At 36.2% G+C, this 16,242-nt stretch carries 12 protein-coding genes; 4 read left to right on the top strand and 8 right to left on the bottom strand.

All coding sequences use genetic code 11. The annotated features are described in order from the left end of the window. Positions 1-489: 489 nt before the first annotated feature. Positions 490-1,071, top strand: coding sequence for a hypothetical protein (locus tag FYJ25_RS13015; protein WP_154581472.1), 582 nt, complete (start codon positions 490-492; stop codon positions 1,069-1,071). Between the two features lie 176 nt (positions 1,072-1,247). Here FYJ25_RS13015 and gltX read toward each other — a convergent pair whose 3' ends face one another. After that, positions 1,248-2,699: a glutamate--tRNA ligase gene (gene gltX / locus FYJ25_RS13010; protein ID WP_154581471.1), complete on the bottom strand. Its 1,452-nt coding sequence runs from the start codon at positions 2,697-2,699 to the stop codon at positions 1,248-1,250. 253 nt (positions 2,700-2,952) lie between these two features. Here gltX and FYJ25_RS13005 point away from each other — a divergent pair, with 253 nt between their 5' ends. After that, positions 2,953-3,660 carry a TM7S3/TM198-like domain-containing protein gene (locus FYJ25_RS13005; protein WP_096238862.1) on the top strand — a complete coding sequence of 236 codons (708 nt, stop codon included), beginning with the start codon at positions 2,953-2,955 and terminating at the stop codon, positions 3,658-3,660. A 115-nt stretch (positions 3,661-3,775) separates the two neighbouring features. Here FYJ25_RS13005 and nrdG read toward each other — a convergent pair whose 3' ends face one another. The 5 genes from nrdG to FYJ25_RS12980 all read right to left on the bottom strand — a co-directional run bounded on the left by nrdG (position 3,776) and on the right by FYJ25_RS12980 (position 10,033). Continuing rightward, a complete protein-coding gene (gene nrdG / locus FYJ25_RS13000) occupies positions 3,776-4,300 on the bottom strand; it encodes an anaerobic ribonucleoside-triphosphate reductase activating protein (protein ID WP_096238861.1) in 525 nt (174 codons plus the stop codon). 223 nt (positions 4,301-4,523) lie between these two features. Next, the gene (gene nrdD, locus FYJ25_RS12995; protein WP_021906195.1) at positions 4,524-6,686 is read right to left on the bottom strand and encodes an anaerobic ribonucleoside-triphosphate reductase; all 2,163 of its coding nucleotides are present in this window, start codon (positions 6,684-6,686) and stop codon (positions 4,524-4,526) included. Positions 6,687-6,899: 213 nt separating this feature from the next. Next, the gene (locus FYJ25_RS12990) at positions 6,900-8,036 is read right to left on the bottom strand and encodes an N-acetylmuramoyl-L-alanine amidase family protein (RefSeq protein WP_167513831.1); all 1,137 of its coding nucleotides are present in this window, start codon (positions 8,034-8,036) and stop codon (positions 6,900-6,902) included. 43 nt (positions 8,037-8,079) lie between these two features. Then, entirely contained in the window at positions 8,080-8,754 is a 675-nt protein-coding gene (locus FYJ25_RS12985) for a response regulator transcription factor (protein WP_021906197.1), read from the bottom strand. Positions 8,755-8,998: 244 nt separating this feature from the next. Then, the gene (locus tag FYJ25_RS12980) at positions 8,999-10,033 is read right to left on the bottom strand and encodes a 3-deoxy-7-phosphoheptulonate synthase (RefSeq protein ID WP_096241510.1); all 1,035 of its coding nucleotides are present in this window, start codon (positions 10,031-10,033) and stop codon (positions 8,999-9,001) included. 271 nt (positions 10,034-10,304) lie between these two features. On the opposite strand from FYJ25_RS12980, the gene FYJ25_RS14910 reads away from it, so the two are divergent. Then, positions 10,305-12,020, top strand: a complete 1,716-nt coding sequence (locus FYJ25_RS14910) for an AAA family ATPase (protein WP_154581469.1) — start codon at positions 10,305-10,307, stop codon at positions 12,018-12,020. Between the two features lie 124 nt (positions 12,021-12,144). Here the strand turns inward: FYJ25_RS14910 and FYJ25_RS12970 are convergent, their stop codons facing one another. Further along, positions 12,145-13,515: a L,D-transpeptidase family protein gene (locus FYJ25_RS12970; RefSeq protein ID WP_154581468.1), complete on the bottom strand. Its 1,371-nt coding sequence runs from the start codon at positions 13,513-13,515 to the stop codon at positions 12,145-12,147. 226 nt (positions 13,516-13,741) lie between these two features. On the opposite strand from FYJ25_RS12970, the gene FYJ25_RS12965 reads away from it, so the two are divergent. Beyond that, complete coding sequence (locus FYJ25_RS12965) at positions 13,742-14,569, top strand: hypothetical protein (RefSeq protein WP_021906462.1); 828 nt, start codon at positions 13,742-13,744, stop codon at positions 14,567-14,569. Between the two features lie 468 nt (positions 14,570-15,037). On the opposite strand, the gene FYJ25_RS12960 is transcribed toward FYJ25_RS12965, so the two are convergent. Continuing rightward, complete coding sequence (locus FYJ25_RS12960; protein WP_096238855.1) at positions 15,038-15,589, bottom strand: NUDIX hydrolase; 552 nt, start codon at positions 15,587-15,589, stop codon at positions 15,038-15,040. Between the last annotated feature and the right edge of the window lie 653 nt (positions 15,590-16,242).

Raw genomic sequence — 16,242 nt, 5'->3', positions numbered from 1 at the left:
GTTTAAACTGTTTGTCATAGTGCTTTGCCATAATGAGATCCTCCTTCAGTGCGGTACCTACATTGTACCATGAAATATTAGATTAGGAATTCTCATTTTGACTTGTACTATTTATATTCTAGCACCGAATCTTCTTGGTTATATTTCTAATTTTCCCCCCTTTTTTTACATTTCTATTAGTAATTATGACAATATTCATTATATCATAAAGAAATAAAAAAGGGACTCCCTCATCTTGTAAAATTCAAAGTTTCTTACTTTTCTCTTTCAATTTTTCAAAACACATTTCTGCTTATATTCATTCAAATGCGTTTAAAAATACTTTTGAAAACAACGCAATAAACTATATCCATCAAATAAAATACATATCTTACAATATCTTCTGTTCTTTTCCATATCAATACTGTATAATAAAAATAAATACTATATCTATAAAAACTGACTTTTCGCTCGTCGGAAAGTCCACACAAAGAAAGGAACTACCACACTATGAAGACAATGAAAAAATCTAACCAGCTCATTCTTGTTGCTACATTGACTTTGTGCATGCTCCTTACATTGTTTGTCCCTTCAACCAATGTAAATGCCGCATCGAAACGAACAAAAGCACTAACTGCTTACCGAAACTTTATGGAGAAAAGAACAAGCTACTATGACCAGTTTGCTCTTATTTATTACAATAATGATTCTACGCCAGATTTATTCTACAACAATTATATAGATACTGCCGTATATACATATAAAAAGGGCAAACTCGTATGTTTATATAAAAATAGTGCCTCCGGTGTTTATTCTTCCTATTATCCAAAGAAACGTATGCTAATTGGCTCTTATGCACATATGGGACAATCTACGGAGACTTATTACCGTTCTTCAGGAGCCTGCCTTAGCAAATCACAGGGACTTGGTATTCGAAAATCTATTTATAATAAAATTTCTGGATACTCATATAAATCTATTTCAAAGTCTACATTTAACAAAACTTTGAAAAAATATGTCGGCTCCAAAAAGAAAAAGAAAATCAAAAACTACCGCAATACAGCGGCAAATAGGAATAAAGTATTAAAATAATAATTTTATCTTCAACAAAAAACAGCTCCCAAAGGAAGACAATATCCTATATTTGTAGCCTTAGAACGAGGATTGAATGCGAGCATGTAAGCGAGCATTCAACCCGCAAGTGATAGAGTCACAAATATAGGATATTGTCTTCCTTTGGGAGCGTTCGTCTTGTCTTCGACAAATTATTATTTAGATAATTTCTCAATTGCTGCTTTCATTCTGCTTACTGTTTCTTCTTTTCCGATGATTTCCATAATTTCGGTTGCTCCACCTGGAGTCATACGCTTTCCAGAAACAGCAGTACGAACTGGCCACATAACGAAGCCTGGCTTGTAACCATTTTCATCTGCAAATCCACGAAGCATCTGATATAATGCATCATTTGTAAAGTCTTCCTGTGCTTCGATTACTGGAAGTAATTCCTGTAATACTGGTAAAGACTTCTCTGCATTTGTTTTATTTTTCTTGTTCGTGTACATATCTACATCGTATTCCGGAACTTCTTCAAAGAAGTCGATCATCTCTCCGATTTCAGGGAATACTTCGATTCTTGTTTTAACAAGTGCTGCAATCTTCTTTAAATCTATATCTTTCTTGATGACTTCTTTGATGTAAGGTTCTGCCATTTTGTAGAAAGTATCAAAGTCCATTGCTTTTAAATATTCTCCGTTCATCCATTTAAGCTTAACCATGTCAAATACGGCTGGGGACTTACTGATGTGTTTATAGTCAAACGCTTCTACTAACTCTTCTAAAGAGAAGATTTCTCTGTTATCCGGTGAACTCCACCCAAGAAGGGCTACAAAGTTTACAACTGCTTCCGGAACAAATCCCTGCTCGATTAAATCTTCATAAGAAGAATGTCCTGAACGCTTAGAAAGCTTCTGATGTTCTTCATTTGTAATTAACGGACAATGGATATACTTTGGTTCTTCCCATCCAAATGCCTTGTAAAGATGTGTGTATTTTGGTGCAGAAGAAAGGTATTCATTCCCTCTTACAACATGTGTGATCTGCATCAGATGATCATCTACTACATTGGCAAAGTTATATGTTGGATATCCGTCAGATTTGATAAGGATCATATCGTCAAGCTCTTCATTCGGCTGTGTGATATCTCCGTAAATCTCATCATGGAATGTAGTCTCGCCCTCATTCGGCATATTCGCACGAATGACAAATGGCTTGCCTGCTGCCAGATTGGCTTCTACTTCTTCTTTAGAAAGATACAGGCAGTGTTTATCGTATACGCTGATTTCCTTTCCACCTACGTTCTGTTTTAAAGAATCTAATCTTTCCTGATCACAGAAACAGTAATATGCCTCGCCTTTTTCGATAAGTTTCTTTGCATAATCCATATAAAGACCGGATGCCACTCGTTCACTCTGAACATAAGGGCCAAATCCGCCATCTTTATCCGGACCTTCGTCATGCTTTAAACCTGTTGCCTCTAAAGTACGGTAAATAATACCCAGTGCTTCCTCACAATAACGTCCCTGGTCTGTATCTTCTATTCTTAAAACGAAATCTCCACCTTCATGCTTTGCGATCAAATACGTATATAAAGCAGTACGAAGATTTCCGACATGCATTCTTCCTGTAGGACTTGGTGCAAATCTTGTTCTAATCTTTGACATCTCTAATTCCTCTCTTTCCCAATCTATACAATGTAACTTTAAAATGTAACTTTAAACAGTTACAAATCAACTCGTATTATCATATCATCTTTTCACGTAAAAATCTATAAAATACTCTATCTGAAATAAATTGCAGAATATACTTTATTATGTTAAGCTAAAAATCAGTAGAAACAGAATTTAAAATAACATCATTAATAAAAAATGAAAAACAATCTAATTTTTTTAATCCAATACGAAAGAAGGTATTTTTATGTTGTCCCTGTTAAATATTGACTACAGCTCCCTAATGGGCACTCTTCCATTGAATTCCGGAAGCAGCGACAGCCTGAACAGTTTTATTAATAATGGTTTTCTCGGACTCATAACCGAAGCCGATACCACTTATAAGATCGTTGGCTCTGTAATTGCTCTTGTCTTTGCTCTTCTTGGATGTTTCTTTGGTTATAAACTGTCCAAAGTTTTTATGAGTATTACCGGTTTCATCATTGGACTCTTTATCGGCCAGATCGCTGCATCCCAGCTTCTTCATGTCGAAGGTTTTGCATCCGTTCTCTGCATTATTCTTGGCGGTGCGGTCATTGCAGCTCTTGCCCTGTGGATTTACCGGATAGGAATTTTCATCCTGTGTTTTACCTTTGCATTTAGTGCTGCAGGTACATTATTTTCATTTGAAGGAGATATCCAGTTCTTTATCAACATAGTTGCCGGGCTTATTGTTGGCGTACTTGCTGTAAAATATATGCGTCCGGTTATTATCCTTACTTCCGCAATCGTATGCGGTTCTTCCGCTGCCGGACTTCTTCCTGGTGTTGCAGAATATATGGGAATTACAAAGTTTTCTTCCACAAACTCAAGTGCAACGTTAACACTTGCGCTCTGCAGTTTAGGAATAGCTGTGCAGTTTCTCACAACAAAAGACCCTGTACCAAAAAAAGTTCCTAGACATAAACATGGATAAATTTAATTTGTAAATTTGATACAGCCAAAAAGGAAGGTTCCGTCGGCAGTTACGGTCGTTAGACCGTTACTGCGACGGAACCTTCTTAAATCCTCTTCTACTATCTTAATGTGCTCTACTGTTCTTCCCATAGAACAACTTTGCCTGTTTCAAGACTCTTTTTTACATCTATTATTCGCTGATTAGAAGAACCACGAAATCTGAGTGTAATATCCTTCTTCGCTTCTACAAATGGTCCGTCCACAAGGTAGTCAATCTGTTCTAACATCTTTTTTGTATACTTCCACTTTGGAATCATTCTATTTAAAATATCCTTTTCAAAAACATATCCTGTAAAGCACCAGATTGTCTTTTCCGGAAAACGTTCTTTTACTTTTTCAAGAAATGGAAGGAGGGCTTCCTGATTCATATATTCCATAGGCTCACCGCCTAATACTGTAAGACCTGATATATACGAAGGCTCTAATAATTTTAAAATCTGCTCTTCTGTTTCTGCTGTAAAAGGCTGTCCAAATTCAAAACTCCATGTTTCCTCGTTAAAACATCCTTTACAATGATGCGTACATCCGCTTACAAAAAGGGACACTCTGACACCGGGTCCGTTCGCAATATCACACTTCTTGATCTCACCATAATACATAATATATCACCTCTTCCAAAAAATTAAACAGAGTGTCTGTTCTAAAATGTGTTTAGTTAATAGTTATATTTTACAATATCCACACTCTATTTACAATCCGTTATTTTATATATTTTAGGGCGAAAATGGATAGATAATCAACATCTCTTCTCATCTTCTCTCTGTCAAAAATAAAGAAATGGAAAAAGCGCCCTCTTTGATATGGGCGCTCTTCCGGTTTTGTCTACAAATGCATTACTCTTTCTTTAATTTCCTGTGTTCTTCCCTGATTCCAGAACTGTGTTCCGATATATCCACAGGTTCTTCTTGCTACATTCATCTTTGCCTGATCCTGGTTACCGCAGTTTGGACACTCCCAGATCAGCTTGCCATGTTCATCGCTTATGATCTGTATTTCTCCCTCATAGCCGCAGCACTGGCAGTAATCACTCTTTGTATTAAGCTCTGCATACATAATGTTGTCATAAATATGTTTCATAACCGCTAATACCGCATCAATGTTATTCTGCATATTTGGAACTTCTACATAACTGATCGCTCCTCCTGGAGAAAGTTCCTGGAACTGTGCTTCAAAGCTTAATTTATCAAATGCATCGATTTCCTCTGTTACGTGAATATGATAACTGTTTGTAATATAATTCTTATCGGTTACTCCCGGAATAATACCAAAACGTTCCTGAAGGCATCTGGAAAACTTATACGTTGTAGATTCAAGTGGCGTTCCGTAAAGACTGAAATCAATATGACTTTCTTCTCTCCACTTCGCACAGGCTTCGTTCATATGCTTCATTACTTCAAGTGCAAATGGCTTTGCTTCCGGATCTGTATGACTCTTTCCTGTCATATATCTTGTGCATTCGCAAAGTCCTGCGTAGCCAAGAGAAATGGTAGAATATCCATTATACAGGAGTTTGTCAATTGTCTCACCTTTTTTAAGTCGTGCTAATGCACCATTCTGCCAGAGAATCGGAGCTACGTCAGATGGTGTTCCTTTTAAACGGTTATGGCGATACATAAGTGCCTCATGACATAATTCAAGGCGCTCATCAAATATCTCCCAGAACTTCTCCATATCCTTACCGGAAGAACAAGCTACATCTACTAAGTTGATGGTTACTACGCCCTGATTAAATCTTCCGTAAAACTTCGGTTTATCATTCTCATCATGATATACAGTTAAGAAAGAACGGCAGCCCATACATGGGTAACAGTTTCCATCTTTTAACTTCTTCATAATTTTCTCTGAAATGTAATCCGGAACCATACGTTTTGCTGTACACTGGGCAGCCAACTTTGTAAGATACCAGTATTTACTTCCTTCATGAATGTTATCTTCCTCAAGAACGTAAATTAACTTAGGGAATGCCGGTGTGATATATACACCTTTTTCATTCTTAACACCAAGAATACGCTGGTTGAGCATCTCTTCGATGATCATAGCAAGGTCATCTCTTGCCGGACCTTCTTCTACCTCATCCAGATACATAAATACCGTAACAAATGGAGCCTGTCCGTTTGTTGTCATTAAAGTGATTACCTGATACTGAATAACCTGAACACCCTGTTTTACTTCTTTTCTTACACGCATTTCTGCGATTTCATTTATCTTCTGCTCATTCATTTCCAGACCTTCTGCTTCAAATTCAGCGCGAACATCTCGACGATATTTTTCACGACTGATCTGTACAAAAGGAACTAGATGGGAAAGCGTAATACTCTGTCCGCCATACTGAGAACTTGCAATCTGGGCAACTGCCTGTGTTGCAATATTACATGCAGTAGAAAAACTCTTTGGCTTCTCGATCATAACGTCACTGATCACTGTTCCGTTTTGAAGCATATCTTCCAGATTCACCAGACAACAGTTATGCATGTGCTGTGCAAAATAATCAGAATCATGGAAATGAATCACTCCACTCTCATGTGCCTCAACGATTTCTGGTGGAAGAAGGAAACGTCTTGTGATATCCTTACTTACTTCACCTGCCATGTAATCTCTCTGTACGCTGTTCACTGTTGGATTCTTATTGGAATTCTCCTGAATCACTTCTTCGTTATTGCACTCTAACAGACTTAATATCTGTTTATCTGTAGAGTTAGACTTTCTAACCAACGCTCTTTTATAACGGTAAGTAATATAATTACTTGCCAGACGGAATGCCTTCTGGTTCATGATCTGATTCTCGACTAAATCCTGAATCTCCTCTACATTAAGGGCACGATTCATTCCGTCACAGATAGTTTCTACATTCTCTGCAATCTTCTCTACCTGTTCGTCACTTACTTTTTCTGCTTCTACGACGCTGTTATTTGCACGCTTAACCGCTGCAATGATCTTACTTCGATCAAATTCAACTTCCATTCCACTTCTTTTAATGATCTTCATACCAACACTCCAATTATAAATTTTTAAAAATTACGCATTGCCATTGTAACACATAATTTTGTATGATGCAATGATACTTTATACAACATCTTGTGTTTTAGTCGCATAAAAATCTCACAGCAACACAAAATATTATCTTGCTGTGAGATTTGCCAATACCCATTATATGATTTTTCTCTGCAAATATCAATATGCTCTATGAATAATCTTCTATTAATATCTGCCTTCTTTTTTCATCAAATTAACAACAGCATTATATAATGCTTTTCCATACACACTTTTATTTGCCTTCATTCTTGCCGCTTCCGTTTTATTACTGATAAATCCATATTCAATCAGACATGCCGGCATCTTGGTATGTCTTAATACGTAAAGATTTGGACGATCTACTAAACCTCTATTTTTAAATCCTGTCGCTGCAACTGCCGCCTTCTGCATCGCTGTAGCCAGTTCTTTAGATGTTAAGCCATTCTTCTTTGTTGCAGAATTTCTTCCCTTACTCCATAATGTTTCTGTTCCACGTGCCGAGGCACTTGCAGAATTGATATGAACACAGAGGAACATATCTGCATCTCTATTGTTAGCAAGGTTCGCTCTCTGAGATAAACTTGGATATGTATCTGCTGTTCTCGTATAAGAAACCTGGAATCTGCTGTCATTATCAAAAGATCTTTTTGCTGCAAGAACGATTGCCAGTGTCAGATTCTTCTCTGCCATTCCATTCCCGGAAGCTCCTGAGTCAGAACCACCATGTCCAGCATCGATAACAATCTTAATCTTTTCTTTGCTACTTGTTGTACTCGGTTTCGTTGTTGTAGTGCCGCCTGTCGTATTATTTGAACTACTTTGTGTCGTTCCTGAAATATAAATCTTTCCATTTGACAGTTTGTAGTTAATACCAAGTCTTGTACACACACTATTAAGCGGAACAATCCATCTTCTCTTACCTGTAGCTGTGTATGTCCCATGAACTACTGGCGCTCCCATTGTACTTTTCTGTCCATTCGTTACTGCTGTTCTGCTGTCTTCTCGTACAATAACTGTGTTTGGACCATAAGTTAAAGTTAATTTATCACCCTTAGCTGTTGCCTTCACCTTTAACTTACTGTTCTTTAAAATCGCTCCTACCGGTCCCATATATGCTCCGGCCTTCTTAAAAATCGGATACTTTGTTAATTTCCTCTTCTGTCCATTCACATAACAATAACTCATTCGTCCGTTATAAGAACTGGTAACCCCTTTCACTGTTCTTACACGAACTCTTGCAGCCGCATCTGTGCTGATTGGTGTGATCAGACATGTACATAACAATAATACCGCGAATATACTAACAATTCGCTTCACTTTCATTATTCTCGCCTTCCTCTCTTTTACAATTGTGAGTTTATCATCCTTAAATATCAAAACAGTATCCAACCCCATAAACCGTCTTAATATAAGGATATTCCTTTGTTAACTTTGCTCGTAGTTTCTTTACCAGCGTGTCTACGCTTCGGTACCCGCCAATATAATCAAATCCCCATACAGAATCAAGAATCTTATCTCTGGATAAAATCATACCTTTATGCTTTATAAAATACTCCAGTAAATCAAACTCCTTCGCTGTTACCTTTAACGGTCTGTCCGCAAGATAAATCTTTCTTCCTTCATAATCAATAGATAAGGCACCTACAGCTTCTACTGCATTCCGCTTCTCCACTGTCCTTCGTATGATTGCCTCTACATGCGCCTCTATCAACGGTAACGGTGCCGGCTTTACCATATAATCATCTATCTTCTTAGAATAGGCATATAACTGACTGTCCAGCTTATCATCCTGTGACAACATTAAAATAGCCATGTCAGAATACATTCTTATCTTCTCAACAGTCTCATATTCTCGCCGTTTTGGTATATCTACATCAAAAATCAGCAGATCCGGTTTGTTCTTTCCCCTGGAAAGAATCTCTCCTGCTTCATCATATTCTGTGCACCAGATTACATTATACCCGCTATCTTCGAAATAAGCTGTCATCTCTTTACATTCTGCTTCTTTCTTGCTTAAAATCAGTAATCTGCCTGTAAGCATTCGACATCTTCCTTTCATTCTTAGTTGTTAAAATTATATTACAAGATTATGACTCAAAAATGACTTATTTAAAATTATTGTAACATAATCAACATCACAGAACAACTCTTGGTCTCATTTTACATAATCTCCCCATAAAATTCAATATCCGGTTTAAAAAAACCGGATATTTTTAAAATACTGTCTATTAAATTGTAGCATTTATAAATAATTATGTAATTAACACCGAAATCCATTTACAACATTATAGTAAATCTGCAATTTCGTAAATTAATCTTTCTGACTTTTCCCAGCCAAGGCAAGGATCTGTAATCGACTTACCATAACATCCTCCACCAATCGGCTGATTACCATCTTCAATGTAACTTTCGATCATCAGACCTTTTACAAGTCCTTTGATATCTTTAGAAAGTCGGCAGCTATGCAGTACTTCCTTTGCAATACGAATCTGTTCAAGGTAATGCTTACCGGAATTCGCATGGTTTGTATCAATGATCACACCTGGATTTTTCAATTCATGTTCCTGATATAATTCAAAAAGTTCATTTAAATCTTCATAATGATAGTTCGAGTATGTTTTACCATGCTTATCTACATATCCTCTTAATAAAGCATGTGCATAAGGATTACCAAGAGACTGTACTTCCCATCCACGATACAGGAATACATGCTGCCCCTGCGCTGCTGTGATAGAATTCATCATAACAGATAAATCTCCACCTGTCGGATTCTTCATTCCTACAGGAATTCCTACACCGCTTGCCGTCAGACGATGCTGCTGATCCTCTACAGAGCGTGCTCCGATTGCAACGTAAGATAACAGATCAGAAACATAACGATGGTTTTCCGGATACAGCATTTCATCCGCACAGGTAAGTCCACTTTCAAGAATTGCTTTCTGATGTAATTCACGAACAGCAATAATTCCCTGCAGCATATCCGGCTTCTTCTCCGGATCTGGCTGATGAACAAGCCCCTTATATCCCCCACCGGTTGTACGAGGCTTATTCGTATATATTCTTGGGATGATCATAATCTTGTCTTTTACTTTCTCCTGCACCTTTGACAATCTTGTTACATAATCAAGAACTGCATCCTCTCTATCAGCAGAACATGGTCCTATAATTAATAATAACTTATCAGACTTACCCTCAAAAATTCTTCGAATCTCAGGATCTCTCTCCTGCTTAATCTTTACAATTCTTTCATCAGCAGGAAACTGCTCCTTTAAATCCTTTGGTACCGGCAGTTTCCTGAAAAATTTCATATCCATATCCATAATCGTCTGTACTCCTTTATACACTTTTATTTTTGTAAAAATAATTGCTTATTATTAAATCTTCCTTATCCTACCATAAATTTTTCATTTATTCAACACTTTTTAGCTTTAAAGCAAGGAAAAGAATATTTTTTTTACTTTTTTCCATGTATGCCTTATAATTATGAAAAAGATATGAATATGTACTCTGGAATTTTATTACACTTCTTTTTATGGGAAGTTCAATCACAAAAAGATTCTAAAAGTACATGAAAATCAGGAGGGATTTATTGTGGATTCTATAACTAATACATTAACAAAAGCTTACTCTATTATAGAAGAAGGAGGTCAGCCCTTAGCACCAGAAACTATTTGTATACAATGTATGTTTCTTTCACCTGCTCGCATTTCCGCTTTTCACAATGATGAACTCTACCTTGAATATATTCGCAATTTAGTCCGGGAAAGATTCAATGTTTCCTTTCCAGAAGAAAAGAGTTCTTTTGATCAATATTTTGCAGACTGTATACAATTAAAAGAACAACTGGAATTACACAAAAACTTCAATAAGGATACCTGGATTACTTATACATCCTCTCTTCTTGAAGCATTAAAAACGCCTTATTATTCTGCATATTCCATGACTTTATTAACACTTGAATCCTGTTTCATGAATACGCAACTTTTTGAAAAAGTACAAAAAGCATTTTATTCTGTGCTAATAAAGTCCTCTGAAAAAAAACAGCTTATTATAAAAAAAATTATTGAACATGCGCCGAATTATAAAAAGTATTCCTTTATTACAGAAGAGCTTCTGGCTGAAATACTAATAAATACCCTTGCTCTCTTTGGTGATGAAAAAGAATACTGGCTCGATTCTGTTGCTTCTTTATTAGAAATAAAATTAGAAACAAACTCTCCAAATACACACAAGGATACTCTTTCCCTGCTTGCTGCATTTTTTGCCCGGGAACAGCAATTTTTAGAGGCAGTATCTCCAGAAGAGCTTTCTTCTTTTTCTTCCTATCTTGCTGCAAGAACTATATGGTTTACTACCCATAAAAATGTTGTAAAAGATTCTACAGACACTGCCACTGCTGGTATATCTTCTTCAATAGATATCGACAGCGCTTATGTTGACAGCGAATTTTTAAATACCTACGCCTATAATATGACCACTAGAATCTATCACACCAATCCGGCAATTGGACGTGAACAGGAGATTGCTGATCTGGAATTAATTTTGATTTCACCAAAGAAGTCCCCTCTTCTGATTGGAGACGCTGGTGTCGGTAAAACATCCGTTGTGGAAGGTTTAGCCTACCGTCTTCAAAAAGGAAATGTGCCGGACCTTCTCAAAAATAAAAAGATTTTTAAATTAACAACAACCTCTCTTTTAAGCGGAACAAAATATGTAGGTGAAATGGAAGACCGTATCAAAAAACTTGCCGGAGAACTTGCATCCCATCCGGATGTCCTTTTATTTATAGATGAGATTCATACGATTGTCGGTGCCGGTTCTACCGAAAGCTCCAACAACGATATTTCCAACATGTTAAAACCTTATATTGACCGCGGTGATATTAAAATAATCGGAGCTACAACAAAAGAAGAATACCGTCAGTTCCTTCTTCCGGATAAAGCACTCTCCCGCCGTTTTTATCCGATCACAATAGATGAACCTGATGAGAAACTGACACTTTCCATTCTTTACGGAAGTATTCCTGCCATTGAATATGAAACGAAAGTATACAATGCCTTTTCTTCCGACACAACAGAAAAGATACTACGCACCCTGATTGCTATATCCTCTCCAGAAAATCAACCGGAAGATCAGTCCACGAAACGCCCTGAACTCCCACTGACACTTTTAGAAATGGCATTCTCTTATGCAGCCCTTAATGAACGGACAACCTTATCCAAACAGGATATTATTCAGGCAATCCGCCATAGTAATCGTCTACGTAAAGAAATACGAACGGCCACAAACCTTCTAACCGATTTATAATTCTAGCTGCTCTACAAAAAATAAAAAAGTATTCTATAGTAACATAAAAAGTTTAGACATGTGAATTTAGCTGCTACTATAGAATACTTTTTAATTTTTATAAATTTACACAATCAGAAATTATTTACCAATGCACAACTACCGGATAGGTAGATTCGATGTTATTATAGATTTTCTGAACGGCACTTCTTGGTGTATTTACACAGCCATGGGAACCATCATAAGTGAAAATTCCTCCACCGTAACTTCCACGCCATGAAGAATCATGAATTCCTACACCAATTTGAATGAATGGAAGCCAGTAGTCTACGTGAGAGGCATATCCCTGACCGGTTAACGTATAATCTGTTGTTTTATAAAGGATGTAGTAAACACCGGTTGGTGTTCCATGTCCTTTACTGATATCTCCGGTTACAACATCTGTAGAAACTAACGTTTTCCCGTTCTTATAAAACCACATATGCTGTTCACCTAAACTTACTTCTACATAAGTATTCCCAATATCAAACTTCTTACGACTTTTTGCGCGATGAGCATATTCCGGCTTTCTCTTAACAGACTTTCCCTGTTTAATAACTTTGATCAGATTGGCAGTTTCTGCTTCCTGATCAATCTTCCAGCCATAGGTACCGCCGCTGACTTCTACGTCATTACCGCATATCGATTTAAAATGTCTTTTTACTCCAACCGTATCATACTTCTTTGCAAGATTTTTAATATACTTTGCAACCATCTCGCTATGAACCTTAACTTCATGCTTATCCGTTTCATATAACCATTTACTAAGTTTCTTTGCATTCACCTCTTCTGTACGGTCATCAAAATCATATGTAATCGTTTCCTGAACATATTGATTCAATGTTTTATTCGCTGCTACAACTTCTGCTGTGTCTTTTTTATACACAGGATTCTTATAACAATCTTTTTTCTCTATATCGATACTACGCTCCATATTTAAGATTGCTTCTTTTAATATTGGCTTAAACTGCTTTCTTTTTACTGTATTTCCGTAAACTTCAGGTACAATACTGTAGCTGTTCGATGCTGCATCATATGTAGAATATGCATCTACCGGCGCAATTACCATATCTTTATTAAATGCATTTAAATTTTTATATGTATCATTATACGCATCATTATCTACCGTTAAAGTAATCGCATCTTTATAATTCTGAGACTGGAATAATGCTGTGATCCACGCATATCCCTTCTGTCCTGCCTTAATATTTTCCAGCTTTCCGTCATCTTTAAATGCAAGCTTCACCTGAGAGGATGAAATACTTTCCTTCTTTTTATCTCTTTCCTTAATCGTAATCTTATATGACTTAACATCTTTCTTAATTAGTTCCTTCGCTTTAGAAACACTACGGAATGCACAGGAATATCCATTCACCTTTGTTCCTATAAAATAATGATACTGAAAAAAGATTGATGCAGCAACATACAAAGCAATGATGATCAACACCGCCAGACCAGCTTTTTTCTTCTTGTCCATTTTCCTTCCTCCTCTTTAAAATTTCTTAATATATACAAAACCTCTATTATATCCTGCAATTTTCTAGTATAGTTCATTTCACTTTACGAAACAAGGGAAAAAAAGGAGAAAATCAAGCTCTTTCCTCTAAAATTTGTATACATTTTGACCCTATATATATTTTGTGTTATACTAATCAGTAATAAAAAGGGAAACAGGCTCTATTTGGGCTTATGGGGGCAGCATTATGATGAAGACAATCAACAGAATTATGAACTCTTATATTCAGTTTTTTAAAATAAAGAATTTAAATGTCCAGATTGTATTGACAGATGATATGTATACCTGTCAGAAAAAATATGGTTTTAATAAAGAAGACTCTCGAAGTCTTGATGAGGCAGCCGCACGCAAAAACTGGAAGCATGTTGCTGCCTGTATGAAGTATCCAAAGCATATGGATGAACCATTTACTCTTATATTTAAAGAGCCTTATTTAAGACGTTCTCCACTTTGTGAGGTCTACCGCCTTGTCTTCCATGAATTAACCCATATCTGTGATTACAGAGACTATGCCCGCCTGAATCATCTAACTTCTTACCGACAGTTATTTGATGATCCCGAAACTGTATTATTCCAGCACTGGTCTGAATACCATGCCGAACGAAGAGGATATGCCGCATGGCTGAAACACCGTTATGGTATCCGCGTCAAGTATGATATTAATAATAGTAAGATAGATATTTTACATAAAGAAACCATCAATAATATTCAGTATTACGGCGAACATTACACCAATACGGCTGAATATGGATCCACTCGCCAGATTTACTTTACTATGCACCTTCTGGCCCGTATGAGTATCTGGATGCAGATTCTTCCTTATCAGGTAAGTGATATCTTATCCAAAGACCCATTTGATTATAAAGGCATCGAGTGGATCAAAAAGTTAATGTATCTTTTCCACAAGTATCCAAACATTGATCAGATGAATGATCACTTCATGGAAATCGCCAGAATCATTGCTGAGAACTTCTCACTCTCACGAGAAGAAATCTGGCAAAAAGTAAAGTATTGATTTGGTGTAGACGAAAAAAGAAAAAATGATATATCCCATCTGCTCTGTAGTCGCTGTGTTTAAAATGCTCGTCCGCATCTTAAACACGCTCCGAAGACGCATCTGGGATATATCATTTTTTCTTTTTTCTGGCTAATCTAAGGTTGGAGGAATGGGAATTTTCCAGAAGGATATGGATTTCCATGGAATTAAATTCTAAAGGACTGACATTCTAATTGTTGTATATACTTAAAATTTAGTTATATTAGACGCATGATAACTTCACTTCTACATGAAATCCTACAACAAGAAATTTTTCTCTTCTGAAGATTCCATCTGGAGCCAACAAACAGAACAGCAAAAATTTATATAAAATAGAATGTGATGTCGGAGCAAATAAAAATGCCGGCCAGGCATTTTCTATGCCGCGACTATCTTCACATTCTATTTTATATAAATTTTTGCTGTTCGTCTGTTTCCCCTCAGAAATCAAATTTTTAAATATTCTTTTATCATTTTAAGTTCTTCTGGAAAGAGGCAATATTTCTTATCCCCTGATTTTACTTTTTCACAGCAGGTTTCAAAATCCATCCAGCACACTTCCTGTACTTCTTCTTCCTGTAATTTTAATTCTTTTATATTTATTGGTTCAGAATATAAATAGACATGGCTGATCTCATGATTTTTAAACGGTTTGCCATAAAAAATTTCCTCACACTTTCCTTCATGTAAGCCCATAAAATGAAGCTGTTCCGGCTCTGCTTTTATTCCAAGTTCTTCTTCAAGCTCTCTTAATGCTGAGGTAAGATAATCCTGTCCTGCCGGCAAATGTCCTGCGGAAGAAATGTCATAACATCCTGGAAAGGCATCTTTATTCTCACTTCTCTTCTGTAATAATAAGTCGTAACTGCCCTTCTCATTTTTTTTCACGATCCATACATGTGAAGTCCCATGCAGGTCTCCATCTGCATGAACGAGAGAACGTTCTTTAATCACTCCCGTAGGATTACCATTCTTATCTCTAATATCTAAATACTCCATCTACGTTACTCCCTTCATAAATATATTTATTATAACAGATTTCCTTTTAAAATAAAAAAAACGCATCGACGTCATCATTATGACTCGATACGCACCATATAGAATCTGCAAAGCAGTTAAAGGGGAAAATTAAGATTTATATTTAAGGTCTCGTCGCAAGGACTCAACTCGTTTTTCAACGTTTCTTATTATATAATATTTTTCTGTTTTTTCAATTCACAATATTCATAATTTTTTTTCATTTCATACCTTTTTTCTTGGACAATTTCACATTTCAAAAAAGCTCATTATTAAAAATGTCTTTATTTCATGTCTTTTATCCTTTTTCATTGTATTTCTTTTTTAAAAGCTAATGTCAAAAAAATTTCTATTTGTGCCCAAAAATTAGCCGAAGTTCATCTATTATCCTCTATTCAAATAGATTTTCTTTTGTTATAATAAAATAACAGAATTTAAGTTGGGAGGGAAGCAGTATGCAGCATATGACGTTAAATAAGATTTCTATTGAACACATTACACTGGAACATATCGGTTTTGTTCATCATGGATTTGGAGTTGACTTACCTGATTATCTTCTGTAATTTTAGTTTAATTCATTAGAAACAAACGAAACGCAAAAAGTATAATTATTGTAACTGTAAAGATGGTCGCAA

It is taken from the genome of Anaerobutyricum soehngenii (genome assembly GCF_009697165.1).
In the GTDB taxonomy this organism is placed as follows: domain Bacteria; phylum Bacillota; class Clostridia; order Lachnospirales; family Lachnospiraceae; genus Anaerobutyricum; species Anaerobutyricum soehngenii.
This window is presented reverse-complemented; position numbering and strand designations above follow the sequence as displayed.

Excerpts from the sequence above, each read along its gene's own strand:
- FYJ25_RS13015 (WP_154581472.1), top strand. The coding sequence starts at position 490 with ATGAAGACAATGAAAAAATCTAACCAGCTCATTCTTGTTGCTACATTG.
- FYJ25_RS13005 (WP_096238862.1), top strand. The coding sequence starts at position 2,953 with ATGTTGTCCCTGTTAAATATTGACTACAGCTCCCTAATGGGCACTCTT.
- gltX (WP_154581471.1), bottom strand. The coding sequence starts at position 2,699 with ATGTCAAAGATTAGAACAAGATTTGCACCAAGTCCTACAGGAAGAATG.
- nrdG (WP_096238861.1), bottom strand. The coding sequence starts at position 4,300 with ATGTATTATGGTGAGATCAAGAAGTGTGATATTGCGAACGGACCCGGT.
- FYJ25_RS12985 (WP_021906197.1), bottom strand. The coding sequence starts at position 8,754 with ATGCTTACAGGCAGATTACTGATTTTAAGCAAGAAAGAAGCAGAATGT.
- FYJ25_RS12970 (WP_154581468.1), bottom strand. The coding sequence starts at position 13,515 with ATGGACAAGAAGAAAAAAGCTGGTCTGGCGGTGTTGATCATCATTGCT.
- FYJ25_RS12960 (WP_096238855.1), bottom strand. The coding sequence starts at position 15,589 with ATGGAGTATTTAGATATTAGAGATAAGAATGGTAATCCTACGGGAGTG.
- FYJ25_RS12965 (WP_021906462.1), top strand. The coding sequence starts at position 13,742 with ATGATGAAGACAATCAACAGAATTATGAACTCTTATATTCAGTTTTTT.
- nrdD (WP_021906195.1), bottom strand. The coding sequence starts at position 6,686 with ATGAAGATCATTAAAAGAAGTGGAATGGAAGTTGAATTTGATCGAAGT.
- FYJ25_RS12990 (WP_167513831.1), bottom strand. The coding sequence starts at position 8,036 with ATGAAAGTGAAGCGAATTGTTAGTATATTCGCGGTATTATTGTTATGT.
- FYJ25_RS12980 (WP_096241510.1), bottom strand. The coding sequence starts at position 10,033 with ATGGATATGGATATGAAATTTTTCAGGAAACTGCCGGTACCAAAGGAT.